22 protein-coding genes are annotated in these 25886 nt (G+C 67.4%); 15 read left to right on the top strand and 7 right to left on the bottom strand.

What is annotated here, in order from left to right:
- The 7 genes from cpaB to FBY41_RS04545 all read left to right on the top strand — a co-directional run bounded on the left by cpaB (position 1) and on the right by FBY41_RS04545 (position 9148).
- Positions 1-771, top strand: a complete 771-nt coding sequence (gene cpaB, locus FBY41_RS04575) for a Flp pilus assembly protein CpaB (protein ID WP_141842178.1) — start codon at positions 1-3, stop codon at positions 769-771.
- On the top strand, positions 768-1934 hold the full coding sequence (locus FBY41_RS04570) for an AAA family ATPase (RefSeq protein WP_141842177.1): 1167 nt from the start codon (positions 768-770) through the stop codon (positions 1932-1934). Before cpaB ends, FBY41_RS04570 begins: the two co-directional genes overlap by 4 nt.
- On the top strand, positions 1931-3307 hold the full coding sequence (locus tag FBY41_RS04565) for a CpaF family protein (RefSeq protein WP_141842176.1): 1377 nt from the start codon (positions 1931-1933) through the stop codon (positions 3305-3307). The genes FBY41_RS04570 and FBY41_RS04565 overlap by 4 nt, the downstream gene beginning before the upstream one ends.
- A gap of 8 nt (positions 3308-3315) precedes the next feature.
- Complete coding sequence (locus FBY41_RS04560; RefSeq protein ID WP_141842175.1) at positions 3316-5265, top strand: type II secretion system F family protein; 1950 nt, start codon at positions 3316-3318, stop codon at positions 5263-5265.
- A gap of 1 nt (position 5266) precedes the next feature.
- Positions 5267-6178, top strand: coding sequence for a type II secretion system F family protein (locus FBY41_RS04555; protein ID WP_141842174.1), 912 nt, complete (start codon positions 5267-5269; stop codon positions 6176-6178).
- 92 nt (positions 6179-6270) lie between these two features.
- Positions 6271-7680, top strand: coding sequence for a hypothetical protein (locus FBY41_RS04550; RefSeq protein WP_141842173.1), 1410 nt, complete (start codon positions 6271-6273; stop codon positions 7678-7680).
- A gap of 13 nt (positions 7681-7693) precedes the next feature.
- Positions 7694-9148 (top strand): hypothetical protein, encoded by a 1455-nt coding sequence (locus FBY41_RS04545; protein WP_141842172.1) that lies wholly within the window; start codon positions 7694-7696, stop codon positions 9146-9148.
- Between the two features lie 95 nt (positions 9149-9243).
- On the opposite strand, the gene FBY41_RS04540 is transcribed toward FBY41_RS04545, so the two are convergent.
- Positions 9244-9768 (bottom strand): NADPH-dependent FMN reductase, encoded by a 525-nt coding sequence (locus FBY41_RS04540; protein WP_141842171.1) that lies wholly within the window; start codon positions 9766-9768, stop codon positions 9244-9246.
- Between the two features lie 129 nt (positions 9769-9897).
- On the opposite strand from FBY41_RS04540, the gene FBY41_RS04535 reads away from it, so the two are divergent.
- The gene (locus FBY41_RS04535) at positions 9898-10503 is read left to right on the top strand and encodes a class I SAM-dependent methyltransferase (protein ID WP_141842170.1); all 606 of its coding nucleotides are present in this window, start codon (positions 9898-9900) and stop codon (positions 10501-10503) included.
- Between the two features lie 79 nt (positions 10504-10582).
- Here the strand turns inward: FBY41_RS04535 and FBY41_RS04530 are convergent, their stop codons facing one another.
- Positions 10583-11116 (bottom strand): peptidase, encoded by a 534-nt coding sequence (locus tag FBY41_RS04530; RefSeq protein ID WP_141842169.1) that lies wholly within the window; start codon positions 11114-11116, stop codon positions 10583-10585.
- A 205-nt stretch (positions 11117-11321) separates the two neighbouring features.
- On the opposite strand from FBY41_RS04530, the gene FBY41_RS04525 reads away from it, so the two are divergent.
- Complete coding sequence (locus FBY41_RS04525) at positions 11322-12086, top strand: class I SAM-dependent methyltransferase (protein WP_141842168.1); 765 nt, start codon at positions 11322-11324, stop codon at positions 12084-12086.
- Between the two features lie 131 nt (positions 12087-12217).
- Here FBY41_RS04525 and FBY41_RS04520 read toward each other — a convergent pair whose 3' ends face one another.
- Complete coding sequence (locus FBY41_RS04520; protein ID WP_141842167.1) at positions 12218-12574, bottom strand: hypothetical protein; 357 nt, start codon at positions 12572-12574, stop codon at positions 12218-12220.
- A gap of 58 nt (positions 12575-12632) precedes the next feature.
- Here FBY41_RS04520 and FBY41_RS04515 point away from each other — a divergent pair, with 58 nt between their 5' ends.
- From FBY41_RS04515 to FBY41_RS04505, 3 genes are all read left to right on the top strand, one after another.
- Positions 12633-13865, top strand: a complete 1233-nt coding sequence (locus FBY41_RS04515; protein ID WP_141842166.1) for an HNH endonuclease signature motif containing protein — start codon at positions 12633-12635, stop codon at positions 13863-13865.
- Between the two features lie 282 nt (positions 13866-14147).
- Positions 14148-14858 (top strand): DUF4956 domain-containing protein, encoded by a 711-nt coding sequence (locus FBY41_RS04510; protein WP_141842165.1) that lies wholly within the window; start codon positions 14148-14150, stop codon positions 14856-14858.
- Complete coding sequence (locus tag FBY41_RS04505) at positions 14855-15661, top strand: VTC domain-containing protein (protein ID WP_141842164.1); 807 nt, start codon at positions 14855-14857, stop codon at positions 15659-15661. Before FBY41_RS04510 ends, FBY41_RS04505 begins: the two co-directional genes overlap by 4 nt.
- Positions 15662-15710: 49 nt before the next feature.
- Here FBY41_RS04505 and FBY41_RS04500 read toward each other — a convergent pair whose 3' ends face one another.
- A complete protein-coding gene (locus FBY41_RS04500) occupies positions 15711-17450 on the bottom strand; it encodes a DEAD/DEAH box helicase (protein WP_375869860.1) in 1740 nt (579 codons plus the stop codon).
- A 196-nt stretch (positions 17451-17646) separates the two neighbouring features.
- Positions 17647-17871: a hypothetical protein gene (locus FBY41_RS04495; protein WP_141842162.1), complete on the bottom strand. Its 225-nt coding sequence runs from the start codon at positions 17869-17871 to the stop codon at positions 17647-17649.
- Between the two features lie 127 nt (positions 17872-17998).
- Here FBY41_RS04495 and FBY41_RS04490 point away from each other — a divergent pair, with 127 nt between their 5' ends.
- Positions 17999-18673, top strand: a complete 675-nt coding sequence (locus tag FBY41_RS04490) for a sensor histidine kinase (RefSeq protein WP_141842161.1) — start codon at positions 17999-18001, stop codon at positions 18671-18673.
- The gene (locus FBY41_RS04485) at positions 18670-19320 is read left to right on the top strand and encodes a LuxR C-terminal-related transcriptional regulator (protein ID WP_185748884.1); all 651 of its coding nucleotides are present in this window, start codon (positions 18670-18672) and stop codon (positions 19318-19320) included. The genes FBY41_RS04490 and FBY41_RS04485 overlap by 4 nt, the downstream gene beginning before the upstream one ends.
- Before the next feature lie 30 nt (positions 19321-19350).
- Here FBY41_RS04485 and FBY41_RS23285 read toward each other — a convergent pair whose 3' ends face one another.
- On the bottom strand, positions 19351-21069 hold the full coding sequence (locus tag FBY41_RS23285) for a hypothetical protein (protein WP_185748883.1): 1719 nt from the start codon (positions 21067-21069) through the stop codon (positions 19351-19353).
- A gap of 327 nt (positions 21070-21396) precedes the next feature.
- Here FBY41_RS23285 and FBY41_RS04475 point away from each other — a divergent pair, with 327 nt between their 5' ends.
- Positions 21397-24777 (top strand): N,N-dimethylformamidase beta subunit family domain-containing protein, encoded by a 3381-nt coding sequence (locus tag FBY41_RS04475; protein ID WP_141842159.1) that lies wholly within the window; start codon positions 21397-21399, stop codon positions 24775-24777.
- 29 nt (positions 24778-24806) lie between these two features.
- Here FBY41_RS04475 and FBY41_RS04470 read toward each other — a convergent pair whose 3' ends face one another.
- Positions 24807-25739: a hypothetical protein gene (locus tag FBY41_RS04470; RefSeq protein WP_141842158.1), complete on the bottom strand. Its 933-nt coding sequence runs from the start codon at positions 25737-25739 to the stop codon at positions 24807-24809.
- Between the last annotated feature and the right edge of the window lie 147 nt (positions 25740-25886).

Genomic DNA, 25886 nt, shown 5'->3' with positions numbered 1-25886 from the left:
ATGAATCGCCGCATTCTCGCTGTCCTCATTGCCGTCCTTCTGGCCATCGGCGGGGCTGCCCTGGTCGTTATCTATGCAAAGAACGCTGACGCGCGCGCCATCGAGAATCAGAGACCTGAAAAGGTGTATGTGGCGCAAAAACTGGTTCCAGCCGGCACGAGCTTGAAGGATGCCGAGCGCAACGAGCTCATCGCTCAGACGAGCGTAGCGGCCGCCGCCCTTCCCGCTGGTGCCCTGCAGGAGATCACCCCGGAGAACAACTCCCTCCTCGCGCTCACCGACGTGCAGCCTGGTGAGTTCCTGATGACCGCCCGTTTCGGGACAACGCCCGTGGGCACTAAGGCGATTCAGGTGCCGTCCGGCATGCTTGCCGTGTCGGTCCAGCTCAGCGACCCGGCTCGGGTCGGGTCCTTCGTGACCCCCGGATCGCGTATCGCCATCTACGCGACAGTGCCCACACCCCAGGGCGCTGCGACCAGTGGCGGAGCTGCAGCGCAAACTACCAAGACGACTGTCGTGCTCCTCAGCGATGTCCTCGTCATCGGTATGGGAGACACTGCCCTCGCGGCGCCGACGAAGACGACGGACACCAGTCAGCAGCAGACCGCACCGAGTTTCTTGGTGACCGTCGCTGTAACCCCCGAGCAGGCCGCGCGTTTGATCCACGGCATCAGTGGCGATGAGCTCTACGCCGCGCTGCGCGGGTCGGACGTCAAGATTGACGCGGGTTCCCAGGTCGACGACATGTCCATCTACCAGGGGGCCAAGTGACAATCCTGTGGGACCTCGATCCGGCTGCTGCCGAGGCGTATGGGTTCGCGCTGGGGGAAGTCGAGCAGATCAACTCCGGCGCGCGCGTCAGCCGTGCCCTCGATGACGACCCTGCTCACCGGCTGGTCGTCATCGGTCCCGACATTCCCATTGAGTCCGCGTGCGACCTCGCCGAGCACGAGCGGGTGGAGAGGCCTGAGCTGGGTGTCATCTTGCTGCGTCACAGGCTGGACGTCACCGCCCTTGCGCAGGCCCTGCGCAGCGGCATCAGGGAGGTCGTCCAAGCGGACGATCAAACCGCGCTCGGCGACGCGGCCCGACGAAGCCTCGAGCTCACCTCTCAGCTAGCGGGCCACCACAGCAGCTCCGCCAGCGAGGGAAAGGTGGTCACGGTCTTCTCTGCCAAGGGAGGGGTGGGAAAGACCACCCTGTCGACCAACTTGGCCACCTACCTGGCGTCGGCTGGGTCGAAGACGCTCCTCATCGACCTCGACCTGATGTTCGGAGACGTGGCCATCAGTCTGCAGCTGGTTCCACGAGGATCGATTCTCGACCTGGTGGCAATGAGCGGGCACCTCGATGCGGCCGGCGTTGCGTCGGTCGTGACGACGCACCCGGACAGCGGCCTCGACATCGTTGCGGCGCCGGCTGACCCCGGGGACGCCGACCGAATCGGCGCCAGCATCGTCGTCGAACTCCTCCGCGTCGTCCGCTCGATGTACGACTACATCCTGGTCGACACACCCCCGTCCTTCACGGAGCATGTCCTGTCAGCCTTCGATGCCAGCGACCTGACGGTCCTCATCGCCACCTTGGACATCCCTGCGGTCAAGAACCTCCGAATCGCCATCAACACTCTCGACACCCTTGGAGCTCCCAAGGACGCGCGGACGATCATCCTCAACCGCGCCGATGCGAAGGTGGGCCTGCGACCGGACGACGTCGAGGCTGCCCTCAAGCAGAAGATCTCGATCAGCATCCCGAACAGTCTCTCGGTGCCTGCGTCGACCAACAAGGGCGTCGCGCTCGTGCTGGACGAGCCGCGCCACCCGGTATCGGTCGCCATTCGGGATCTGGCCGATCATGAAATCCGGACCAGGTTCGGTGAGCATCTCCCGAACGGCGCGAAGCGCGGGTTCTCCCTACTGAGGGGCAAGAAATGAGCACCCTTGCAGACCGTCTCAACCGAGCACGTCAGGCGGAACTGCCTCCCGCGCAGACGGCGACCGCGAGCCGCAGCCAGCGGAACAAGCGTCGGGGGAGGGACCCGTTCGAGGCAGTCAAGAATCGGGTCCACCAGTCGCTCATTGAATCTCTGGGGCCGCGGCTCTACGACCCGCACCTGACTGAGTCCGAGCTCGCGACACAGGTGCGCGCCACACTTCAGGAGGTCCTGGAATCCGAACCGACGCCGCTCTCGCATGCGGACCGGACGAAGATCGCCCAGGACGTTTCCGATGACATCCTCGGTCACGGCCCTTTAGAGCCCTATCTCCGTGACCCCGACATCACGGAAATCATGGTCAACGGTCCGGACGATATCTTCATCGAGCGGGCCGGAAAGATCTACCCCGTGGAGGCTCGGTTCTCGGACGAGCAACACCTGAGGAGGACGATCGACAAGATCGTCGGACGAGTCGGTCGCCGCATCGATGAGGCGAGTCCCATGGTGGACGCTCGACTGCCCGACGGGTCGCGCGTCAACGCTGTGATCGCTCCGGTCGCTCTCGACGGAGCCTTGCTCACGATTCGTAAGTTCGCCGCCGACCCGTTCAGCGACAGGGACCTCATCTCGTTCGGCACGATGACGATTCCCGTGCGGGACTTCCTGTTCGACTGTGTGCGCGGGCGGCGAAACATCGTCATCTCCGGCGGAACCGGCTCGGGCAAGACCACGACCCTTAACGTGTTGAGTTCCTTTCTCCCGGAGGACGAGCGCATCGTCACCATCGAGGACGCGGCCGAGCTCCAGCTTCGCCAAGATCATGTCCTCCGACTCGAATCGCGTCCGTCAAACATCGAAGGGCGTGGGGCGGTCCCAATCCGTGAGCTGGTGCGCAACTCGCTTCGCATGCGCCCCGATCGCATCATCGTCGGGGAGGTCCGGGACGGGGCTGCTCTTGACATGCTGCAGGCGATGAACACCGGCCACGACGGTTCCATCACGACGGTGCACGCCAACAGCCCGCGCGACAGTCTTTCGCGCCTCGAGACGATGGTTCTCATGGCCGGGGTCGAGCTTCCGGTGCGGGCCATCCGTGAGCAGGTGTCCTCAGCCATCGACCTCATCGTGCAGCAGTCGCGCCTCAAGGATGGCTCCCGGCGCATCGTCGCCATCACCGAGGTCGTAGGCATGGAGTCCGACGTCATCACGCTCCAGGACATCTTCACGTTCGACTACGCCGCCGGTCGCGACGACTCGGGCCGGTACCTGGGGCACCTCGTGCCCACCGGGATCCGTCCCAAATTCACCCAGGACCTCGCCGACCTCGGTATCGAGCTGCCGGTTTCGCTTTTCTCTCGGGGTGGGTTGTGACGAGCGGCGTGACCCGCGGACTGGCCGGCATGTTGATTGCCTTCGCATCGATCGTAGGTGTCGGCATCCTCCCGGCTCACGCTGCCGACGACCTCACCGCGGGTTTGAGCGAGGTGCAGGCCGATGGCCAGACGGTGACCGGCGCCCTTACCCTCCGCGGCCAGAACGTCCTCGAGGCCGACCCGGGGAGCCTCAAGGCAACCATCGACGGCAAGGAGATGCCGGTCTCGATCCAGAAGGCCAAGCACGTGGTTCGCGGGGCAATGCTGGTGATCGACACCAGCGGCTCCATGGGCCCGTCGGGCATGGCGACCGTCCGGGCCGCCTCCGAGACCTACCTGAACACGGTGCCGAAGGACGTGCTCGTCGGGGTGGTGTCGTTTGCCAACACGGCTGGCGTCGACCAGGCGCCGACCCTTGATCGGCGCGCAGTGCAAGACGTGGTCGACGGCCTCGTGTCGAACGGGGACACGGCGCTCTACGCGGCGATGATGGCGGCGGTGAAGGCCTTGGGCCCAACCGGGGACCGCAGCATCGTGTTGCTGAGCGATGGCGCCGACACGCTGGCGCCCAACAAGAACGCGGCTCGGGCTCAAGCGATTGCCGCTCTGAAGAAGGCGCAGGTCCGGGTCGACGTCGTGCGCTTCAAGTCAAATGATCCCGACGCCACGGCTGCGCTCAGGGGATTCGCGTCAGCCAACGGCGGGTCGGTGGTCTCGGCCTACAACTCCGCGGCGGCCCGAGCCGCCTTCAAGGCCTCAGCCAAGGCCCTCGACACGCAGGCGCAGTTCGAGATCCAGACACCAACGGAGCTGAAGGGATCGCACGACATCAAGATCAGCGGTGTCGCGGGTTCCCTGCCGTTCACTGCAAGCCTGGTCGCGGATCTCGGTGCAGCGCCCGCAGCGGTCCCAACGCCCGCCCCGAGCCCTTCACCCGTCGTCGTGGCGGCAGCACCGTCGACGCCGAGTTCCACACCGCTGTGGGTGCCGTTGCTCGCCGCGTGCTTGATCGGCGTTGGGCTCTTCCTTCTCGCCGCGACCACGCTCGCACCCTCCCTCGAGACTCGTCGCGAGCGTCGGCTCGCCGCCATCGAGAAGTACGTCACCCAGCCACGGATGCGCTCCCGCTCCGAGAGCAAGCCTCACCAGACTGCGATCACCGAGCAGCTCATCGGACTGGGCGATCGTGTCATGAAGGAGCGAGAGTCCACGGGCAGAACGATGCAGCTCATCGATCGGGCAGACCTGCCCTTGCGGGCGGGTGAATGGTTTCTCCTGCGCGTGTTGGCTGTGCTCGTTGGAGGTGCGATCGGTGGTTACTTCCTCAGCTCCTCGGTGCTGCTTGGAATCACTTTCGGCGTTCTGGTGGGCCTCTTCCTGCCGCCGGCCGTGCTGCGGCACCTGGCGCGGCGCCGCTCGAACGCGTTCGAGAAGCAGCTTCCGGGTGCTCTCGCCCTCGTGGCGACGAGCCTTGCCAGCGGTTTCGGGTTGCCGCAGGCGCTCGACTCGATTGCGCGCGACGCGTCGGAGCCCATCTCCAAGGAGTTCTCTCGCGCGCTGGCCGAGACCCGCATCGGGACCGACCTTCCTGACGCCTTGGAGAGAATGGCCGACCGAATGGACAGCACCGCGATGTTGTGGGCTGTCATGGCCATCCGAATCCAGCGTGAGGTGGGCGGGAACCTCGCGGACACGCTGCGGACGACGGTGCAGACCCTGCGCGAGCGCGAGCAGTTGGCTGGCCAGATCCGCGCGTTGTCAGCAGAGGGTCGACTCTCCGCCTACATCCTCATAGCGCTCCCGATCTTCCTGTTCATCTTCATGGTCTTCGTGAGCAACGACTACATTCGTCTGCTGTGGTCGCGGCCGATCGGTGTGATCACGCTCATTGTCTCTGTCGTGCTCATGGTCATCGGTTGGTTCTGGATGCGGCGCGTCATTCGGATCGAGGTCTGAGATGACACTTGTCTATGTCGGTGCGGGGTTGGTCGCTTTGGCACTGGTGGCGCTGATCCTGATGCTCGCCATGGGGTCAACTGCTGCTACCGGAGTGGCCAGGTCGCTTCAACTGGTCGAGAACAGCGTCAACGAGCGCGTCGTCCTGCGGAGCGAGTTGCCCCTTGGCGACAGGATTCTGGCGCCCATTTACGACCGAACTCGCGGGCTGGCGCTGCGCCTCTCCCCGAGTGGCACCACTGCGCGCCTGACGCGCATGCTTGACCGTGCCGGCAACCCACCGCCATGGACCGCCGAGCGGCTGCTGGGCCTCAAGGGCGCAGCCCTGCTCCTCGGTAGTCTTGTAGGCATCGCCCTCGGGGGTTGGTCGTTCGGTGGCCTTCTCTACGTCATCGTCCTTGGAGCCTTCGGGTTCTACCTGCCCGATGTCCTCCTGTACAACGTGGGCATCAGGCGTCGGGACGAGACGGCAAAGGGCCTGGCCGATGCACTCGACATGCTCACCGTTTGCGTCGAGGCTGGTCAGGGTTTTGATGCCGCACTCCTGCAAGTAGCCAGAAATGTCGAGGGGCCGATCGCCGGGGAGTTTGCTCGTCTTCTGTCCGAGGTCCAGATCGGCAAGACGCGCGCCGAGGCCTTCTCCGACTTGGGAGATCGCATCGACCTACCTGAAGTGAAGAACTTCACCACGTCGTTGGTCCAGGCGGACCGGTTGGGCATCCCGATCGCCAGCGTCCTCCGAGAGCAGACGTCTGCCATGCGTGTCGTGCGCCGGCAGAAGGCGGAGGAGAAGGCCCAAAAGATTACTGTGAAGATCCTCTTCCCCGTCATGTTCTGCATCTTCCCCGCGCTCTTCGTCGTGGTGGTTGGGCCTGGCGTCGTTCGGATGGTCGACACGCTTGGGAACCTCTGAACGCCCTCCCTCTGGCGAGATCGGCATGTTCAGTGCCCCCCACTGAACGTGGCCGCAAGCCCGGGGGGTCTGTCGAAAATGAAGCAGAGGTCATGGTTTCGGACACGCCCGGAGGAGGCTCATCGATCCCTCTTGCGGTCCGCCTCGTCTTGCCCGGCTTCCTTGTAGCCTTCGTTGGTCTTCATCTCCTCGGGCCCGTCTCGGAACCAGATACGTTCTGGCACCTCGCAGCAGGCGACTGGCTACGTCACGAGTGGCAGTTCGTGGTCACGGCAGACCCTTGGAGCGCGGATGCATCTCGGCCCTGGGTGCTGAACCAATGGCTCGCAGAGCTCACCATGAGTCTTTGGCAGGAGTGGTTCGGCCTGGCTGGAATCGCTTGGCTCCGAATCCTTTTGGCGATGGCCGCGACCTTCGCTGTCTGGCTCACGTGCCGCGAGCGGGCGTCGATCCTTGTGGCGTCGTTAGTCTCGGTGGTCGCGTTGGTGGGGATGATCGGATCCTTCTCCGCGCGTCCACAGCTCGCGAGCTTCGTGCTGACGCCGATCTTCGTCGGGGCATGGCTACGAACGGCCGATGACGGACGGGCTCGTTGGTGGCTCATCGCGATCTCCTGGCTCTGGGCGTGCTTGCACGGGCTGTGGGTCATAGGGCCGGCAATTGGCCTGGTCACGGTCATTGGGATGGCATTGGACGGGAAGGTGGGCGTTCGCGCGGCCGTTCGGCTACTGGTCATCCCTATTGCCGCAGTTGGCGTAGCAGCCATGACTCCTTTGGGGCTGTCCATCTTCGGCAACCTTGAGCAAGTGGGAAGCATCACTGGCTACATCTCGGAATGGCACCCTCTCTCGTTGAGCGACCCAGCGCTCGTTGCCGCTTTGGCACTCGTCTCACTTCCGGTGCTTGAGAACTTGCGTTCGCGGTCGTCAGAGCCTTGGGTGGTAGTCCTCCTGCTAGGGCTGTCGACCGCACTTATTCTCCTCTACGCGCGTACCGTTCCTGTCGGAGCCGCGATCGCGGCGCCTCTGGCAGCAGGTGCATTGCAGCGCATATCAAAGGTCCCTCGGGAAGCCCGCACCCTCCGGGAAATCACCCTGACATCGACCTTCTTGGTCGGGGCACTGACAGTTGCAGCCGTTGTCGCACCGGCTGAGGCGTCGCAGCCTGCTGGCCAGCCAGCCGCCCTCAGTCGGGAGCTGGCGTCCCTCCCCGACGGAACTCGATTGTGTAATGACATGACGATGGGTGGCTGGCTCATCTGGGCGCACCCTGAGTTGAAGGTGGGGATAGACGGACGGGCGGAGCTATATTCCGTGTCTCAGCTCGACGCTTATGGGAGGTTCGTCGCGGTGCAGCCGGGTTGGACGAGCTACCTTCGGAGCGTCCCATGCTCCTACGCGCTTTTTCCGGAGACCGAGCCGGTTGTGTCAGCGTTGAAGGAGCAGCAGGGATGGCAAGTGGTTGCGACTGGTGACGGGGCGGTGCTGCTCCGTGAAAGGTGACACGAGCCCGCCGGTGAGCAGTGAGGTGAACGCTCTATCGGCGGCCGACCCCGTGAGCGCCCCAGACGAATTTACGGATTCGGCTCTACCGATAATGCTGCGGCGGGCGCTTCCCGGACTCGTCGTCGCCTTCATCGTGATCCGGATGCTTCAGCCAATCTCCGACTCCGACACTTTCTGGCACATGGTCGCCGGCGACTGGCTGCGTGACACGCACCGGTTCGTCGTCGAGCCTGACCCGTGGAGCTCGACGGCCAGCCGGCCCTGGATCCTCAATCAGTGGCTGCCTGAGCTGTTCATGAGCTGGTTCCAGGAGCACTTCGGACTGCCAGGGGTTGCCTGGCTGCACGTGTTTGCGCTGGTAGGGGTCTACCTCACGGTCTGGTGGGTCTGCCGCGCTCGTGCGTCCATGCTTGTCTCGGCAATCGTGTCGGTCGCCGCTTTCGGTGCCATGAGCGGGAGCCTTGCGGCACGGCCCCAGGTGGTTAGCTTCGCGTTCGCAGCCGTTGCGACCGGTGCGTGGCTGAAGTCGGCAGACGACCTGAAGCCTCGCTGGTGGCTCATTGCCATGACGTGGGTGTGGGCGTGCAGCCACGGCTTCTGGTTCTTCAGCCCCGTGATCGGACTGACGGTCGTGGCCGGACTTGCTCTGGATCGGCGGCTGGACCGGCGATCCGGTGGACGGCTCCTCCTGGTGTGCCTCGGGTCGGCTGTCGCCGGCGCGCTCACGCCAGTCGGGCCCATCCTGGTCACGTCCCCGTTCCAAGTCCGTGACGTCACCCAGTACATCGACGAATGGCAGTCCGTCGGCATCACCGACCCCCGATTGCTCGTCCTGCTGTGCCTCGTCGCTCTCGCAGTCGTCATCGGCTTGAGGCGTGGTGAGCGAACGCCCTGGCATCTCATACTGCTCATCGGTCTGGCGGCAGGCCTCGGCCTCACCTATGCCAGGACGATCGCCGTCGGAGCGGCCGTCATCGCGCCCATAGCAGCAGGGGCCCTCCACGAGGTGACGCGCCTCAAACGAGAGCCGCGACGAGCCGGCCCCGAGTTCGCGATCGTCGGCATCATCGCCGCGGCAGCGTTGACGGTCTCGGCGGTTACTGCCCCGGCGGTGGCGGCGACCCCAGGGCTGGCACCGAACGGCCTGAACGCCCAGCTGGACGCCCTGCCCAAAGGCACAGTCCTGTGCAACGCGTGGGCCTATGGGGGCTGGCTCATCTGGCGCCACCCAGACCTCAAGGTCACGATGGACGGTCGCGCCGAGATCTACACGGGCGACTACGTCACGTCCTACGTCATGTTCGAGCTGGCCAGGCCAGGGTGGAAGGAGTACGTGAGCCGCGCAGGCTGCGACTACGCCCTCCTACAGCAAGGAAAACCGATCGTCGAAGCGCTGACGTCAGAGGCCCGTTGGAGCAAGGTCGCCGAGGCTGACGGCGGAGTTCTGCTAAGACGCCCTGGCTAACCGCGGCCGGATTCAGCGAGTCCCCGGGCTCACGCAGCGGTATGCCGCCCGCGAAGGACGCGGACGGCGTACCTGAGCGGTTGAGGGGGGAGCGGTCAGGCGGTGGCGCCGACGGGCTCGTCGACGCGCGAAGCGAGCGCGTCGAGCAGCGCCGCCAGCTCGGCGCGACGCTCGTCGCCGACGGTGAGCTCACCGTCGGGGTTGACGTCCTGGGTGAAGACGAGGCCGGTGGAGCCGACGACGTCGGCCTTGACGTGGCCGAGCACCTTGGTGAGGTCGGCGGTCGCGTCGACGGCGCCGGTCCAGCCGTAGCCGACGAGGGCGACGGGCTTGGCGTCCCACTCGGCGAAGAGGTAGTCGATGGCGTTCTTGATCGGCGCCGGGAAGCTGCGGTTGTACTGCGGCGTCACGACGACGATGGCGTCGGACTCGAAGACGGTGGTGGCCCAGGCCTTGGTGTGAGGCTTGGCGTAGTTGCCGTTCTTGGGCATGTCCTCCTCGTCGAAGAACGGGAGGCTCGACAGGTCGACGACCTCGACCTCCCACTCGGTGGAGGGAGCCTGCGCGGCGACCCACTCGGCCACCTTGGGGCCGATCCGGCCGGGGCGAGTGCTGGACACGATGATTCGAAGGTGCTTCACATTTCAACGAACAGGGGCAAGGCCGCGCACATTCCCTGATCGCCCGATGGCGGGTGTGATCCTCACCACCAGTAGCCTGTGCACAGCCGAACTCGAGGAGAGACATCCGTGGGCAGCAGCACCGAGTCATCCGACTACGCCGAACGATTGCGCGCGAAGCAGCACGTCTGGTGGAAGCGCATCCTTCCCGTGCAGCTGCCCTATCGGATCAACATCAAGCGCCAGCACCTTGGGCGCACGCTCGACATCGGGTGTGGCATCGGCCGCAACCTGCAAGCCCTGAGCGACGGCTCGCTCGGTGTCGACCACAACGCGGCGTCGATCGAGATCGCCAAGCGCACCGGGGTCAACGCGATGACTGACGAGGAGTTCTTCGCCAGCGACGAAGCACGCCCCGCGTCGTTCGACGGGTTCCTGGTGGCGCACGTCCTCGAGCACATGGACGAAACCCAAGGTCGTGAGCTGCTGAAGACCTACCTGCCCTACCTGCGGCCCGGCGGCACCGTCTTCATCGTGTGCCCGCAGGAGGTCGGCTACCGCAGTGACCCGACGCACGTGCGGTTCACGACCGGCGAGGACATCGAGCGCATCTGCAGGGACGTCGGCCTCACCCCGCGGAGCAACTACAGCTTCCCGTTCCCGCGGCCGTTCGGCCGGGTCTTCATCTACAACGAGTTCTGTGTGAAGGCAACGCTCGACGTGACACCTGCGTGATCGCACACCTCAGCCACACGTGACGCACGGGGTTTCGCGCAACGCGCCGAACGGCATACCCCGGGTGGATCCCGCCCGCTCAGGACGCGATGAGGAGCGACAACGCCGCCGTGTCCACGTCGTCGCCGGGGTCGATGCCGTCGCGGGCGGCCAGGCGGGTCACGGTGCCGTGCGCGTCGGCCTCGATCCATGCGGCACGGTGCGACAGGCCGAGGTGGGGGAGCCCCGGGAGGAAGAGGCAACCTGACGCGGTCTCGTACTCCGGCACCGACGCGTGCGTGCTCGCCGGCGGGTGGAGCACGGCGAGCCCGGGTGGCTGCTCGGTGGCGAACTGCCCCGGCTGGAGCGGGTGCTCGCCGACGAGCTGCCCCTCGGCGATCACGAGGCCCACGGCGTGGTCGGGGGAGTCGTCGGGCACGGCCTCGGTGACGCGGAAGACGGTGCTCCCGGGCGGGAGCATGTGGGGGACCGCCGCCATGCGCACGGCGAGCAGGAGCACCTGCGTCCACTCGACGGTGTCGTCGGGCCAGCGCCCGAAGAGCAGGAATCCCCGCAGGCGGCCCTGGGCGCGCATTGGCGCCACCTCCACCTTGGCGTCACGGCCACGGTCCATCACGGCCTCCCTCGCACGCGTGACGCCGAGTCCGGCCGGGCCACGTGATCACCGCGAGGTCGGGACGGATCGACAGTCACGCCTTCGTGTAGCTCTTGAGTGCAGGATGCCACCGCCGGGGCCGCTCTGGCGACGACTGGCCACATTTCGTTGCGTTCCCGAGTCCTCGTCCGGGTAGGACAGGCCTGACGGAGGTGAGGCGCGCATGGAGCAGATGGCCCAGCCCATGGAGGACGAGTTCGGCACGATGGCGCGCTGGACGGTCGAGGCGGTCAGCGGGCTGAGCGCCGCCCACGCCGTCCCCGCCGGCTGCCGAGGCAGCGGCACGCCCGCGGTCCTCGACTGGCTGCTGGCGCGTCTCGAGGCGTCCCCGGCCATGCGCCTGCTCGACCTCGGAGCGGGGTTGGGCGGCCCGGCGGCATACGCCCGTGAACGCGCGGGGGTGCGTCCCGTGTGTGTGGACCCGATGCGCTCGGCGTCCGAGGGCGCTCGCTCGCTCTTCGGCCTGCCGGCCGTCGTGGGAGATGCGGGCCGGTTGCCTCTCGCCGACGGGGTTGTCGACGCGGCGTGGTCGCTCGGGACGCTCTGCACGACCGATCAGAAGTCGAGCTGGCTCGGTGAGCTGCGGCGGCTCCTTCGCGACGACGCGCCGCTGGGGCTGCTGGTCCTCGTGGGCACTCCTGCGGGCTTCACGACGCCCTGGGGCAACGACTTCCCCTCCGACGGCGACCTCACGGACGAGCTCGAGCGTGCGGGGTTCGCGATCACCGATCGGGAGTGGTCGGCGTCGCTCCCGGACGCCGACCAGAGATGGCAGAGGCTCGAGCACGAGGTCGACGACGCCGTCGCGCGACAGCACGGCCACGATGCCCGCTTCGGCCGGGTGAAGGAGCAGGAGGAGGCGCTCGGTCGGCTTCTCGACGCGGGACGCGTCCGTGGGCGGCTCCTCGTGGCTCGCGCCCGTGCGTGAGCGCTGACCCTTTCTGTATGCCGTCTGGCCGGGTATGCCGTCCGGCTGGGTGGGTCGCCCGGCTGGGTGGGTCGCCCGGCTGGGTGGGGCGCGCGGTCCGCGTATGCCGTGGGGCTGGGTGCCGCGTCAGCTCACGTGGCGTCGTGGGGGGAGTGGCTTGCGACCCAGGCCTCGAGGGCCGCGACTCTGGCAGTGAGCTCGTCGAGCGGGGACGGCTCGTGGACTCGGCGCTGGAGGTGCGCGCGCTCAAGCGGTGAGTCGGTGATGTCGGGCGGGGCGGTGGGCGTGAGGCCGCGACGGATGAGGGTGCGGGCGAGCGTCGAGGGGCCGACGCCGATCTCGGTCGCGAGCGTGGTGAGGCGCTCGAACTCGTCCGCGCTGAGGCGCACCGAGAGCACCTTGGCGCGCTCGATGGTGTGCGCAGCGGCCCGAGCCTCGGCGGCGGTGAGGCCACGGGCCGATGGGGTGGGGGTGGCGGGTTTGGCCATGGGTGCTCCTCATGTGACGGTGTCATGCGTTGTCAGTGGTCGAGTCTAGGGTGAAGTCATGGAGGTCAGCGAGCTCGTCGAGGACAGGGGTCTGGTCGGCGTGCTCGCTTTCGCTGACGAGGCGCTGCGCCTGGCGGTGCAGCAGTGTCCGACGTGGGGGTTGTCGCAGGAGCAGGTGGGTGAGGCGGTCGGGTTGGCGCAGCGGGTGCGTGACGCGGCGCAGGTGGTCACGGTCGTCTCGGCGCGAGAGGCGCATTCGCGGGGGCTGGGTTCGGAGCTGGGGTTGTCGCCGGCGGACTGGCTTCGCACGCAGGCGCCGACGTTGGACCCGCGGGAGGCGCCGGGGGTCGCTAAGGTCGCGGCGGCGATGACCGAGCCGCGCTGGGCCGCCCTCGCGGAGAAGGTCATCTCGGGGGCGACCTCGACCGCGCAGGCGGCGACGATCGTGCGGTTCCGCGCCGACCTGGCCCGGGTCGCGGACCTTGAGCACCTCGACGCCGTCGTGGAGGCGATGGTCGAGGTCAGCGACGTGCTCTCGGCGCGAGAGCTGGCCCGCGTGGCCGCGCACGCCCGCGCCTCGCTCAAGCCGCCGGCAGACCTCGACGACGAGGACCGGGTCATGCGGGCTGGGCGGGCTTTTCGCAAGATCGGTGAGACCGCCGGGTTCGTCGACTACCTGCTGCGGCTGGACCCGGAGGCCGCTGCGATCGTCGAGGCCGCGATCGACCCGCTGGCCCGGCCCCGCCCCGACCTCGACTGGGGCGGGCAGGAGGCGAAGGATCCGCGCAGCCCGGCGACGCGGCGGGCAGACGCGCTGCTGGAGATCGTGGGCCGGGGTGTTGCTGCCCCGGAGGGCGTGACCCGCACCCCGCGCACCCAGCTGGTCGTGACGATGACGGTCGAGGCACTGATGGAGCGACTGCGCGGCGCCGGGGTCTGCGACAACGACGCGGTCCTGTCGCCGGCGACCGTGCGCCGTCTCGCGTGCGAGGCCTCGATCATCCCGATGGTCCTCGGTGGCCGCTCGGAGGTCCTCGACCAGGGCTACGCCGAGCGATACTTCACCCGGGCGCAGCGGCGGGCGCTGACCCGCCGCGACGGCTGCTGCACCTTCCCGGGCTGCACGGTGCCTCCTCAATGGTGCGACGCGCACCACGTGACGCACTGGGCTGACGGAGGCCCGACCGACCTGGCCAACGGCGCCCTTCTGTGCGGGCGGCACCACACCGTCGTCCACGAACGAGCGATGACCGCGACCGTCACGACCACCGGCGTCACCTGGCACCTCTAGCTGCCCCGCCCCGCACCCCGCCCCCACCGGGCGGGGTCACAGGCATGTCTCGGGTCGGTCGGTGCCGGCCCAGCTCAGGCGCGGCGCATGAGCTCCTCAGGAGCGCCCCAGGCCACCGTCCATCGGTGCCCGAGCCACGCAGACACCTACCCGACGTCGGCGAGCGGCGCGTCCGACACTGAGCGAACGTTGTGTGAATGCTGTGGAAACGATGCGGGGCATGGTGAGCCTCCCCTAACGTGATCTTGACCAAGGAGTGCACGCTGAAACCGAAGGAGCACCATGCCTTCCTTCCTCGCTCCCGCCCTTGCTGATCTGGTCGCCATCACGGTGATAGTCGCCATCTACGTTCGACGTCACGAGCGGCGCGACCTGTTGCTTTCTTATGTCGCGCTCAACATAGGGATTCTGACAGTCACCGCCGCGTTGGCTGACGCTTCTGTCGGTGCCAGCCTCGGCCTTGGACTCTTCGGCATCCTGTCGATCATCAGGCTGCGTTCGGACTCCATCACCCAGGAAGAGATCGCCTACTACTTCATCGCGCTCGCGCTGGGTCTCGTGGCGGGCCTTCATCCCGGAACGTTCTACCTGACCCCGATGGTGTGCGGCGTGCTGGTCCTCGTCATGTACGTCGCTGACCACCCCGCCCTCCTCGCGAGAAGTCGTCGTCAGCTCGTGACGATCGACGCCGCCATCGCCGACGAGCGTGAGCTGCGCACTGAGCTCGAACAGCGGCTGGGTGCGGACGTCCGCCATTTCATCGTGCAGGAGCTGGACTTCGTGCGCGACCTGACCATCGTGGACGTGCGCTTCCGAGAGGGAGCCCGTCCCTGCCGTCCCAGCCCGGGTCGGCATGCGTTGTCGCAGGTCCAGACATCGTCTCTGGACGGGTTCGTCACTCCGGTCTCAGAGCACAACGGGTCTCACGTCGCCGTGAGCAACGGCCAGTACGCGTCCACCTCACTGCGCGACCCGCAGTCGTCGTCGGGATGACATCGGCCCGCGAGGGTCTCGCCCACATCGTCGAGCAGCTGCCGGGCATCTCGTTGGACGAGGTCACCGCCAGGGCTGACCTCCAGGTGAGGGTCGACCACAAGTACATCGTCACACTCGGCGTGTTCGAGCGGCTCGTCGCAGCCATCGGCCACCGGCTGGCGGTCCTCGACATCGACCAGCTCCGCGTGTTTCAGTACGAGTCGATCTACTTCGACACCGGCAGCCTGGCGGCCTATCGGCAGCATGCGCACGGGCGCCGCCGACGGTTCAAGCTACGCACGAGGACGTACCTCGACTCTGGCGAGTGCCTCCTCGAGGTCAAGCTGCAGAGCGGACGCGGAGAGACGGTCAAGAAACGGATGCCCTATGCCCTGGAGCATCGGCACGTGCTCACCCCCGCCGCCCGGCACTTTGCCGTGGAGCATCTAGGCGACGCCGAGGTCGTCGCGGAACTCACTGAGGTGGTCACGTCGGCCTACCGTCGGGCGACGCTCGTCGACCTGACGGGCGGCAGCCGCGTGACGTGCGATGTCGACCTCTACTTTGCGGGCGGCGGGCGGGAGCGCCAGGGCTCCACGCAGACAGTGCTGATCGAGTCGAAGACCGTCGGCGCTGCCGCCCTCGCGGACGCGGTGCTGTGGCAGCTGGGGCAGCGACCGATCGCGGTCAGCAAGTACTGCGCTGGGATGGCGCTGCTGAGGCCAGAGCTGCCCGCCAATCGCTGGAACCGCGAGCTGCGCACGCTCTTCGGCTGGGAGCCGGATCGCGCAGCCCCAGGTCCGGCTCGTCCGGTGCGCTGAACGGCAGGACCGGGCACGACTCGAGATCGGGATTGGGCCCGCCCTCGAGTCAGGACCGGTCGCGGCTGGGACGCTTGGTTCCTCCGGAGCGTGGGCCGCGGTCGGGCGTGAGCTCGATGAGCTGGCCCGAGATGCGCGTGCCGCGCAGGCGCTCGAGCGTCCCCGCCGGCAGGTCGGCGGGCAGCTCGACGATCGAGTGGTCCGCGCGGATGTCGATGTGCCCGAAGTCCTGCCTCCCGAGCCCGCCCTCGTTGGCGATGGCTCCCACGATCTGTCGGGGCTCGACCTTCTGCCGCTTGCCCACGGCGATGCGGTAGGGCGCGAGCGGCACGCTCGGCCCACCACGGGAGCCTCGCTGGGGGCCGTCGCGTCGCTCACCGCGCTGCGGACGGTCGCCGTAGCCACCACGGTCGCCGTAGCCACCACGGTCGCCTCGGTCGCCTCGGTCACTGCGCGATCGGTCGTCGCGGTCGAAGGTGCGCCTTGCCGGACGCTCCGGCTCGGGGGCCAGCAGCATCGGCTCGTCACCCTGCAGCACGACCGCGAGGGCCGCGGCGACGTCGACCTCGGGCACGTTGTGCTCGGTGACGTAGTGCCCGATGACGTCGCGGAAGAAGTCGACCTTGTCGGTCTCGAGGGCCGCCGTGATCGCGTCGTCGAAGCGGGTGAGGCGCGTGGCGTTGATGTCCTCGACGCTCGGCATGCTCATCGGGGTCAGCGACTGGCGCGTGGCCTTCTCGATCGCCTTGAGCAGGTGACGCTCTCGCGGGGTCACGAAGGAGATGGCGTCGCCGCTGCGACCGGCCCGACCGGTGCGTCCGATGCGGTGCACGTAGGACTCGGTGTCGGTCGGGATGTCGTAGTTGACGACGTGGCTGATCCGCTCGACGTCTAGGCCTCGGGCGGCCACGTCGGTCGCGACGAGGATGTCGAGCTTGCCGGACTTCAGCTGGTCGACGGTGCGCTCGCGCTGGTTCTGGGCGATGTCGCCGTTGATGGCCATTGCCGAGAAGCCGCGAGCACGGAGCTTCTCGGCCAGGGTCTCGGTCTCGTTCTTCGTCCGGACGAAGACGATCATCCCCTCGAAGTTCTCGACCTCGAGGATGCGGGTCAGGGCATCGACCTTCTGGGGGTAGGACACCGTGAGGTAGCGCTGGGTGATGTTGGGCGTCGTCGAGCTCGTGGCCTTGACGGTCACCTCGACCGGGTCGTCGAGGTACTTCTTCGAGATGCGCCGGATCTGCGAGGGCATCGTCGCCGAGAAGAGGGCCACGTGCTTGTCGTCCGGGGTGTCCGCGAGGATCGTCTCGACGTCGTCGGCGAAGCCCATCTTGAGCATCTCGTCGGCCTCGTCGAGCACGAGGAAGCGCAGCTGGCGCAGGTCGAGCGTGCCCTTCTCCAGGTGGTCCATGATGCGACCCGGGGTGCCGACGACGATGTGCACGCCGCGTCGCAGCGCACTGAGCTGCACGCCGTAGGCCTGCCCGCCATAGACGGGCAGCACGTGGACGCCCGGCATCCGTGCGGCATACCGCTCGAAGGCCTCACACACCTGGAGGGCGAGCTCGCGCGTCGGGGCCAGCACGAGCGCCTGTGGCGACTTCTGCTTGAGGTCGAGCCGGCTGAGGATCGGCAGGGCGAAGGCGGCCGTCTTGCCGGTGCCGGTCTGCGCGAGTCCGACGACGTGTCGCCCCTCGAGCAGCGCGGGGATCGTCGCCTCCTGGATCGGCGACGGGTGCTCGTAGCCGAGCTCCTTGAGGCTCTTGAGGATTCGCTCGTCGAGCCCCAGGTCGGCGAAGCCGGCACGCTCCGTCGCCTCGGCCGTCTCGCCGTTGACGCCGTCCGTGGTGCCGTCGTTCGTGGTGCCCGTGCTGCCGGTCTCGTCGCTCACAGACATGACGCTAGAGGTTCATGGGGGCTCTGCACGACTGGGCCGACGATAATCGCGCCCAGAGCGCTCCCGATCGTCCTCCAGAGGAGTGCCGTCATGACTGCTCGGCGGTGATGGCCAGGAGGTTGTCGGCGAGGCTCTGCGGGGGCAAAAGCACGGCGGCACAAATCGGTGGGCGACATTGGTGCTCGATGTGAGGGCGATACGCGGCGATGTTCGCCGCAATCGCCTGAAATGCCGTGCCGGGTAAAGATTTCCGGCCCGACGCGGCCATCTGTGCAATTACCTCCCGACTGCGCTGGCGCAGGTTATGTTGCATGCGTAGGACGAGGCAAAGCGCAGCCGGGGGGCCTAGCGCAAGCCGTACCTCGGGGGACGTGTCCCGGGCCAGCGTGGGGACGCTGGAACTGCCCGGGCGCGCCCAGCGACAGGGTGGGGGGCCACCAATGAACATCGAAGATCGCGTCAGCGAGCCCAAAATCTTTGAAGAATTACCCGCCATCGGCGAGTCCGAGCCTTTCGGCGCCCAGGCCCATGGCGAGACGGTGCGAACTCTGTGCCATGACATGCGTCAGCACCTCATGGCACTGAGGCTTCTGGCCCACGACGCCGGCGGCGAAGGGGATGACGCCCTGATGGCCACGGTGCTCGGCGAGGTGAACTGGCTCGCTGCTCTGGTCGAGTCCGTGCTGGGCGGACACGAGGACACGGGCCCGTCGGTGGTCGATCTGGGCGATGTCGTGGCGGACGCTGCGGGCCTCGGCTTCGCCGGGGTGCGGTGCGTGCAATCGATCGACATCCAAGGTGCAGCGTGGGCGAAGGTCCGGCAGTCGGCGCTCAAGCGAGCCGTGCTCTGTGTGCTCGACAACGCGATACGCGCGGCGGGAGACGAGGGGCACGTCGCCGTGATCCTCTCCACTCATGAGGGCCGCGCACGCATCGTGGTGGCGGACGACGGTCCTGGTCTGGGCAGGCTCGCGCCGCAGCACTCACTGGGACTGCCGACCGTCCGTGCGGTCCTGGCCGACTGTGACGGCAGCTTCTCGCTGGAAAACGGCTCGAACGGCGGCGCTGTGGCCACGATGGAGATCCCGCTCGTGGCTTGGCTGGTGGGCTCGTGAGGATCGTGGTCGCCGACGACCACCAGGTCCTGCTCGACACCCTGAGCGCCTCCTTGACAGAGCGGGGTCACGACGTCGTTGCGCGGGAGGTGACGTCGGAGGGGGCGCTCGACGCCGTTCTCGCTCTCGACCCAGATGCCTGTCTGCTCGACTACTCCTATCCCGGCGGCACGTGTCATGCGGCGTTGAGCAGCATGACCGCGTGTCGTCCGCGGACTCACGTGGTCGTTCTCTCCGCGAGCTCGGAGCCCGGCGTCGTGGCGGGGGTTCTCGCGGCAGGAGCTACCGGTTTTGTGAGCAAGACGCGGTCCATCGACGAGATCTGTGACGCTCTCGCCCGCGCGGCACGCGGGCAGGTCGCGGTAGACGCCCGTCTTCTCCAGCAGGCGCTCGCAGCGCCGAGTGCCAAGGGGCCGTTGTGGTCGTTGCGCTTCCTCACTGAGCGCGAGTGGGACGTCTTGAAGTGCCTGACGCGTGGGCTGACGACGAAACAGATCGCGTGCGAGCTCGGCATTCGTCACGCAACAGCACGAACCCACGTGCAGCACCTCCTCGCTAAGCTCGGCGTGCACTCGCGCCTCGAAGCGGCGGCGCTCATGACCAAGCACGCTGACAGCAAGACCTGGCCTCTACGGCTGCGAGAGTGAGATCGGCGCTGTTGGGGAGGCGCCCCCGCTTCAGGGAGACGTGGGCCCCACGGAGATGCGCACGTCGTCGGCGGTGGCGTCGAGGGTGTTGTTGCTGGCCATGCTGCCGACTCTCACCACAGCGACACTGGTCGTGGGGGCGCTCAGCGAGGCGGCCGATGCGAACGGCGTCGAGAAGGCCGATCCCACGGGGGCGACGAAACCCTCGAGCAGGATCGTCCCGTCCGCGTTGGTCCGCTGGTGGAGGCGGAGCCGGTAGCCGGTGCGAGCCGCGAGCTTGGGGCCTGGCGAGCCGATGGTCGTGTTGTAGTTGCGCAGGAGCAGCGTGCCGTCCGCCCTCAGCCAGAACGATCCGGTGGTCACCGTGCCTGAACCCGTGGCATTGAGGGACTGCACGATCCTCGTGTCCCCGCTCGCGAGAGTGTTCACGCGCAGCGTGAGATCGACCCAGTGCTCCGACGACGACGTGAAGCGCTGCTCCAGGTAGGCGGCTGCGGTGCTGCCTCTTGGGAAGCGCGCCGAGGCGACGCCCGCGATCGGGGTCGCGGTCTGGAGCTGCACCGGGCCGTCGACATAGGAGGCGCCGCTCGCGCCTGTGAGGCTGCGCGCTTCGAAGGTCATGTCCGCCACCAAGGGGGGGACTGTGTTGGTGGCGGTCGGCGTGGCGGTGGAGGTCGAGGTGGAGGTCGGCGTGGCGGTGGACGTCGAGGTGGAGGTCGAGGTCGAGGTGGGGGTGGGCGTCAGGTCGGGAGTGATGGCGCGGAATCGGTTCCAGGGGATGGTGCTGAGGATGGTGCGGGTGGTGGTGGTGTCCCAGGCTGCGGAGGTGCGGTCTTGGAGGTAGACCTTGGCGGAGCCGGAGTTGTCGACGACGTACATGCCGTAGCGCTGGAGGGCTTGGGCGATGATGACGGCGGTGGGGGTGAGGCCGAGGTTGGTGAGGTCGGTGGTGGTGAGGGTGGGGTCGAGCTGGAGGCGGGTGCCTTCGGGCAGGTCGGTGCCGGTGGTGCCTTTGCCGTCGGTTTTGGAGGCGGGGTAGGTGTATTGGTGGGAGGGGAAGGGGTAGGCGAAGGCGAGGGCGTGGTCGATGTGGCCGGTTGCGATGTCGGTGGGGCGGACGAGTCCGGCGAGGTAGGGCAGTCCGGCTCCGCGGCCGGCGAGGCCGTCGGCGAAGCGTCCGGCGGAGGTGGTGTCGGTGCGGATGGCGTAGCCGTTGGTGGCGGTGGCGTGGCCGTTGGTCCAGGCGAACTGCCAGAAGCCGTACTCGATGCCGGCGTTCTGGTCCCAGATGACGAGTTGGGCGTCGGTGCCGGTGGGTGGGGTGATGGTGGTGGGGATGGGCAGGTTGGTGATGGTGGGGGCGTAGCCGTGTCCGACTCGGGTGCCGGAGGTGTAGTCGGAGTAGTAGCCGGAGAAGGTGACGGTGGTGGGTGTGGTGTCGGGGGTGACGCAGTAGAGGCCGATGGTGTACTGGTCGACGTCGCTGGTGAGTTTGAGGCCGGTGGTGGTGAGGGTGTTCTGGTAGGTGGCGGTGGCGGGGTCGATGGTGGGGTTGGGTGGGATGGGGGTGTTCCAGGGGCTGGTGTCGGCGTACGGCCGGGCCCCGGAACACCCCGTCAGGCCGGAGCCCGTCGTGGCGGTCGGTGTGGCCGAGGCTGCTGTCGAGTAGGTCGCTGCCCCGATGAGGACGGTGCACAACGCCGCCACCCCCGCGGCTGCTGGCCTCCGAAGCGCATTCGTGGGATTCACGACGTGTCCTTGCAGAGAGGAGTGGGCTCCGCATCGCATCCGACTGCCTGTGCCGCGCGGCTTCGTGGGCTCTGGGCGACATGGACCGCCTCGATGCCGGCGGGTGTGCCCGGCTGTGTCATGGCGAAGTCTTGAACCTGCCGCGTGGTGGCGCAACTTGAAACTCAATAGGTGGGCAGATCTTCTCGAACTGAGTGCCCGGACCACTGCTCCTGATAGCCTGCAGAGCAGGGGGCGCGGCGCTTTTCGAGGTTGCTGCGTCAAAGTGGCATCGGGGACCAAACAAGTGCGTCGCGACTTTCCCGTCTCGAATGCGCGGAGTTCGGCATGCCCACTCGCCTGTCCCCATCGTGGCTCGCCCTCGTGGCCATCGCGGCAGTCCTGTCCGTCCTCGGCCTTTCTGCCACGACTGTCGCTGAGAGCCTGCCGCTGTCGACGCCGGACAACCCCGTTGTGACGGAGAACGCGCTGCCGGGGTCCGACGGCTGGGTCCTCGGCGCAAACGGGCAGCCCGTGGCCGACGATGTCGGCCAACAGATCAAGGGCTATGCGTCTGCGACGAGCGTCAACCTCGGCGAAGCGGTCGACCTCAAGGTCTCTGTCAACCCCCCGCAGACCTTCTCAGCGCAGGTCTTTCGCCTCGGCTACTACGGCGGCAAGGGTGCTCGACTCATCGAGACGATGGCGGACGTGCCCGGCATCCAGCAGCCTGCATGTAGTCCTCAGCCGGACACCGGTCTGATCGAGTGTGGCTGGTCCACCAGCCTCCACGTGGATGTCCCGAGCACGTGGACGAGCGGCGTCTACCTCGTCCTGCTCACCAACGCGGCTGGCTACCAGAACTACGCGCAGTTCGTTGTCAGGGACGACGCTCGGCACTCGGCGCTCCTCTTCAAACAGAGCGTCCTGACGTATCAGGCGTACAACAACTACCCCAATGACGGACAGGTCGGCTGCAAGGGCACGCCCGCCACTGGCAAGAATCTCTACGACTCACAGAGCTCTCCCGTCAAGACCCTCACCGGCACCCCCCGCGCCGTGAAGGTCTCCTTCGACCGGCCCTATGCCTGCACAGGCGGCGGGAGCCTCCTGGACCCGGACTGGAGCTGGGAGGGCTACTTCATCCGCTGGGCCGAGATGAAGGGTTACGACCTCACGTACACGACCGACGTCGACGTCAGCACGAATCCCCAGCAGCTTCTCGGTCACCGTGGACTGTTGTCGGTCGGGCACGACGAGTACTGGACCAAGCAGATGTTCGACGGCTTCGAGCAGGCGCGGGACCAGGGGGTGAACATCGGCTTCTTCGGAGGCAACGACGTCTACTGGCAGTCTCGCCTCGAGACGTCGAGCAGCGGCGTCCCTGCCCGCACGCTCGTGGTCTACAAGAACACGCCCAACAACAGCTACAGCACCCTGGACCCGATCGCTGACCCAACGCTTCGGACGGTCCGTTTCCAGGACCCACCCGTCAACCGGCCCGCGCAGTCGTTGATGGGGGTTTCCTTCTTGGGCTCGACGGACCGCTCGACGCTGAATGCCGACTTCGTCCCACAGGTCGGTTCGGGCTGGCCCTGGGATACCGCGGCCGTGGTGGTGGGGTCACGGTTCCCAGGGCTGGTCGGCTACGAGGCTGACGCATACTCCTGCCACTACGGCCCGCCGGCCAACACCGGCTTCGCGCTGGTGGGGGCGTCGCCATTCACCGGCTCCGACAAGATCACCGGGACGAGCAACGCGGCCGCGTACACGGCGCCCAGCGGGGCGCTCGTCTTCGCGGCCGGCACCATGTCCTGGCCGTGGGGCCTCGTGGACAAGGCGGATCCGCGCGACCCTACTCGGCAGTCGTCGCTGTACGACCCTGCCCTCGATCGGGCGACCGTGGTCGTGATGGATGCACTGGCGGGGATCGCCCCGCCGCCCACGCTGCCGCCCTTCAGGCCTGACTGCACGGCTGACATCAGCATGGGGTTCGAAGGTGCAGGGGTGGTCGGTGCGGATGGCGCGATGAGGTCCTTCGGATCGGTCTCGCTCGACACGGTGACGCCGGTGACTGGAGCCCAGTCCGCCAGGATCAGCAATGCCGGCAGTTACATCGACCAGCCGATGACGGCTGTCGACGCCGTCACGGTGGACTTGTCGCTGCGTCTCAATGTCGCGCCGGCATATGCGGTCAGGGTCGCTGTCGTCAGCTCGCAGATCACGGACGTCGGCAACCTCATGCTCAACCCCGTGACCGGCGGCGTGGCCCTGAGACTGCGAAACGGCTCCCCGCCGATCGGCAACGCCAGCCAGCTCCTCGAGGTGGGCCGGACCTATCACGTTCGCCTCATGCAGAACCGTGGAACCGGAACAAATGGCGTCCTCGCCGCGTGGGTGGCACCCGAGGGCACCGACCTGGGGGCGCCCTTTGCGCAGACCACCACTGCGACCTTCACCGGCAAGGCCGACAAGGTCCGCCTGGGCTCCACGAGCAACTCCTCGACGACGCCTCCGGTGCTCGACGCAAACATCGACTCCGTTCACATCGTCGGAGGACCGGCACCGGCGAGCATGACGTTGCCGCCGTCGAGTCCAACAGGTCTTACCGTGGGGATGTCCGGAACGGCTGTGCAGCTGAAGTGGACCGACACGGCGACGGACGAGGCCTCATATGGCGTCCAACGGTCGACCGACGGCGGCACTACGTGGATGACGCTTGCCACCTTGCCACCTGCCACCACCACCTACCTCGACTCGACGGTCGCGGCCTCCACGACCTACACCTACCAGGTCCTTGCCACGAATTCGAACGGGCCGAGCGCCCCGGCGCCTGCGCAGAGCATCACGACGCCCGCACCGCCGCCCGCCGCGCCGTCGGGGCTCGTCGCAACACCCGTCAGCCCGTCGCAAACTGACCTGACCTGGAAGGACGAGTCGAATGACGAGACCGGGTTCGAGCTTCAGCGCGCGTCGACCAACAACTTCTCGGCACCCATCACATGGGCACTTCCGGCCGGGACGACGAGCTACTCCGACGCCTCGAGTGAAGGGGTGGCGTGGTACCGCGTCAGAGCGGTCGGGGCATCGGCCTCTGCCTGGAGCTCAGTGGTGCTCGGGGCGCGTCAAGCAGACCTCACGTTCGAGGGAGGGTCTTTGACGGGGCCCCTGGGCGCCACCACCGTTGCCGGCCAGGTCACCCTCGAGACCGCCGCTCCCCTCGTGGACTCGGCCTCGGCGCGGTTCCGACCCGGGACGACGGCCCCTTACCTCGAGCAACGGCTGCCGACCCAGGCTCCGGAGACCTATGTGACGCTCACCTTCCGGGTCAATGCTCTCGCGACCGGTGACACCCGTATTGTCCAGTCGCTCAATGGAACTGGCGGGACAGCCCCCACCACAGGGTCGTTGTGGCTCAAGGCGGACGGCACGTTGCTGCTGCGCAACTACAACACGACTATCGGTACCGGCGTCAAGCTGCTGGCGGGGGTGACCTATCGACTGGCTCTTCACCAGCGACGGGTGTCGGACGGCAGCATCCTGCTCGAGGGCTTCGTGACGAAGGCCGGCCAGCCGTTCGGCACCCCCTTCGCGCGGACGTCGAGCACCCCGGTGCCCACGACGGTGGACATCACGACGATCCGGGTGGGAGTCATGGCGAGCACGAACACGCTGGACGCCACAGCGGACGAGATCCACATCGACTCCAGGTTCATGCCCACGACGTGAGTGGCGCTGGGTGCAGATCGGTCCTGATCTCAGGGAGCACCGGATGTCGCGCCCGCCGTGGAGCCGGGGGGCAAGGCCGACCTGCCCGGTGCGCCGACGGCGCGGAATCGGTTCCAGGGGATGGTGCTGAGGATGGTGCGGGTGGTGGTGGTGTCCCAGGCTGCGGAGGTGCGGTCTTGGAGGTAGACCTTGGCGGAGCCGGAGTTGTCGACGACGTACATGCCGTAGCGCTGGAGGGCTTGGGCGATGATGACGGCGGTGGGGGTGAGGCCGAGGTTGGTGAGGTCGGTGGTGGTGAGGGTGGGGTCGAGCTGGAGGCGGGTGCCTTCGGGCAGGTCGGTGCCGGTGGTGCCTTTGCCGTCGGTTTTGGAGGCGGGGTAGGTGTATTGGTGGGAGGGGAAGGGGTAGGCGAAGGCGAGGGCGTGGTCGATGTGGCCGGTTGCGATGTCGGTGGGGCGGACGAGTCCGGCGAGGTAGGGCAGTCCGGCTCCGCGGCCGGCGAGGCCGTCGGCGAAGCGTCCGGCGGAGGTGGTGTCGGTGCGGATGGCGTAGCCGTTGGTGGCGGTGGCGTGGCCGTTGGTCCAGGCGAACTGCCAGAAGCCGTACTCGATGCCGGCGTTCTGGTCCCAGATGACGAGTTGGGCGTCGGTGCCGGTGGGTGGGGTGATGGTGGTGGGGATGGGCAGGTTGGTGATGGTGGGGGCGTAGCCGTGTCTGACTCGGGTGCCGGAGGTGTAGTCGGAGTAGTAGCCGGAGAAGGTGACGGTGGTGGGTGTGGTGTCGGGGGTGACGCAGTAGAGGCCGATGGTGTACTGGTCGACGTCGCTGGTGAGTGTGAGGCCGGTGGTGGTGAGGGTGTTCTGGTAGGTGGGGGTCTGTGGGTCGATCGTGGGGTTGGGTGGGATGGGGGTGTTCCAGGGGCTGGTGTCGGCGTACGGCCGGGCCCCGGAACACCCCGTCACACCAGCGCTGGGCACGTTTGCTGGGCGCCCGGACGGGACGGTGACGTCCCGGTCGCCGGCGCCGGGACCCTGGCACGAGCACAGCACCAGCAGCACGGCGATGCCGGCCGAGCCCGCCAGCGCTCGCCGTCCTTCGTTCGTCCGGCT

The sequence above is a fragment of the Humibacillus xanthopallidus genome, from assembly GCF_006716675.1.
GTDB lineage: Bacteria > Actinomycetota > Actinomycetes > Actinomycetales > Dermatophilaceae > Humibacillus > Humibacillus xanthopallidus_B.
Note: the sequence above shows the minus strand (reverse complement) of the source record. Positions and strands in the feature narration are given on the sequence as shown.

Coding starts and splice junctions, on each gene's coding strand:
- cpaB (WP_141842178.1), top strand. CDS start 1: ATGAATCGCCGCATTCTCGCTGTCCTCATTGCCGTCCTTCTGGCCATC.
- FBY41_RS04565 (WP_141842176.1), top strand. CDS start 1,931: ATGAGCACCCTTGCAGACCGTCTCAACCGAGCACGTCAGGCGGAACTG.
- FBY41_RS04555 (WP_141842174.1), top strand. CDS start 5,267: ATGACACTTGTCTATGTCGGTGCGGGGTTGGTCGCTTTGGCACTGGTG.
- FBY41_RS04550 (WP_141842173.1), top strand. CDS start 6,271: ATGGTTTCGGACACGCCCGGAGGAGGCTCATCGATCCCTCTTGCGGTC.
- FBY41_RS04530 (WP_141842169.1), bottom strand. CDS start 11,116: ATGGACCGTGGCCGTGACGCCAAGGTGGAGGTGGCGCCAATGCGCGCC.
- FBY41_RS04525 (WP_141842168.1), top strand. CDS start 11,322: ATGGAGCAGATGGCCCAGCCCATGGAGGACGAGTTCGGCACGATGGCG.
- FBY41_RS04520 (WP_141842167.1), bottom strand. CDS start 12,574: ATGGCCAAACCCGCCACCCCCACCCCATCGGCCCGTGGCCTCACCGCC.
- FBY41_RS04515 (WP_141842166.1), top strand. CDS start 12,633: ATGGAGGTCAGCGAGCTCGTCGAGGACAGGGGTCTGGTCGGCGTGCTC.
- FBY41_RS04510 (WP_141842165.1), top strand. CDS start 14,148: ATGCCTTCCTTCCTCGCTCCCGCCCTTGCTGATCTGGTCGCCATCACG.
- FBY41_RS04505 (WP_141842164.1), top strand. CDS start 14,855: ATGACATCGGCCCGCGAGGGTCTCGCCCACATCGTCGAGCAGCTGCCG.
- FBY41_RS04495 (WP_141842162.1), bottom strand. CDS start 17,871: ATGCAACATAACCTGCGCCAGCGCAGTCGGGAGGTAATTGCACAGATG.
- FBY41_RS04490 (WP_141842161.1), top strand. CDS start 17,999: ATGAACATCGAAGATCGCGTCAGCGAGCCCAAAATCTTTGAAGAATTA.
- FBY41_RS04475 (WP_141842159.1), top strand. CDS start 21,397: ATGCCCACTCGCCTGTCCCCATCGTGGCTCGCCCTCGTGGCCATCGCG.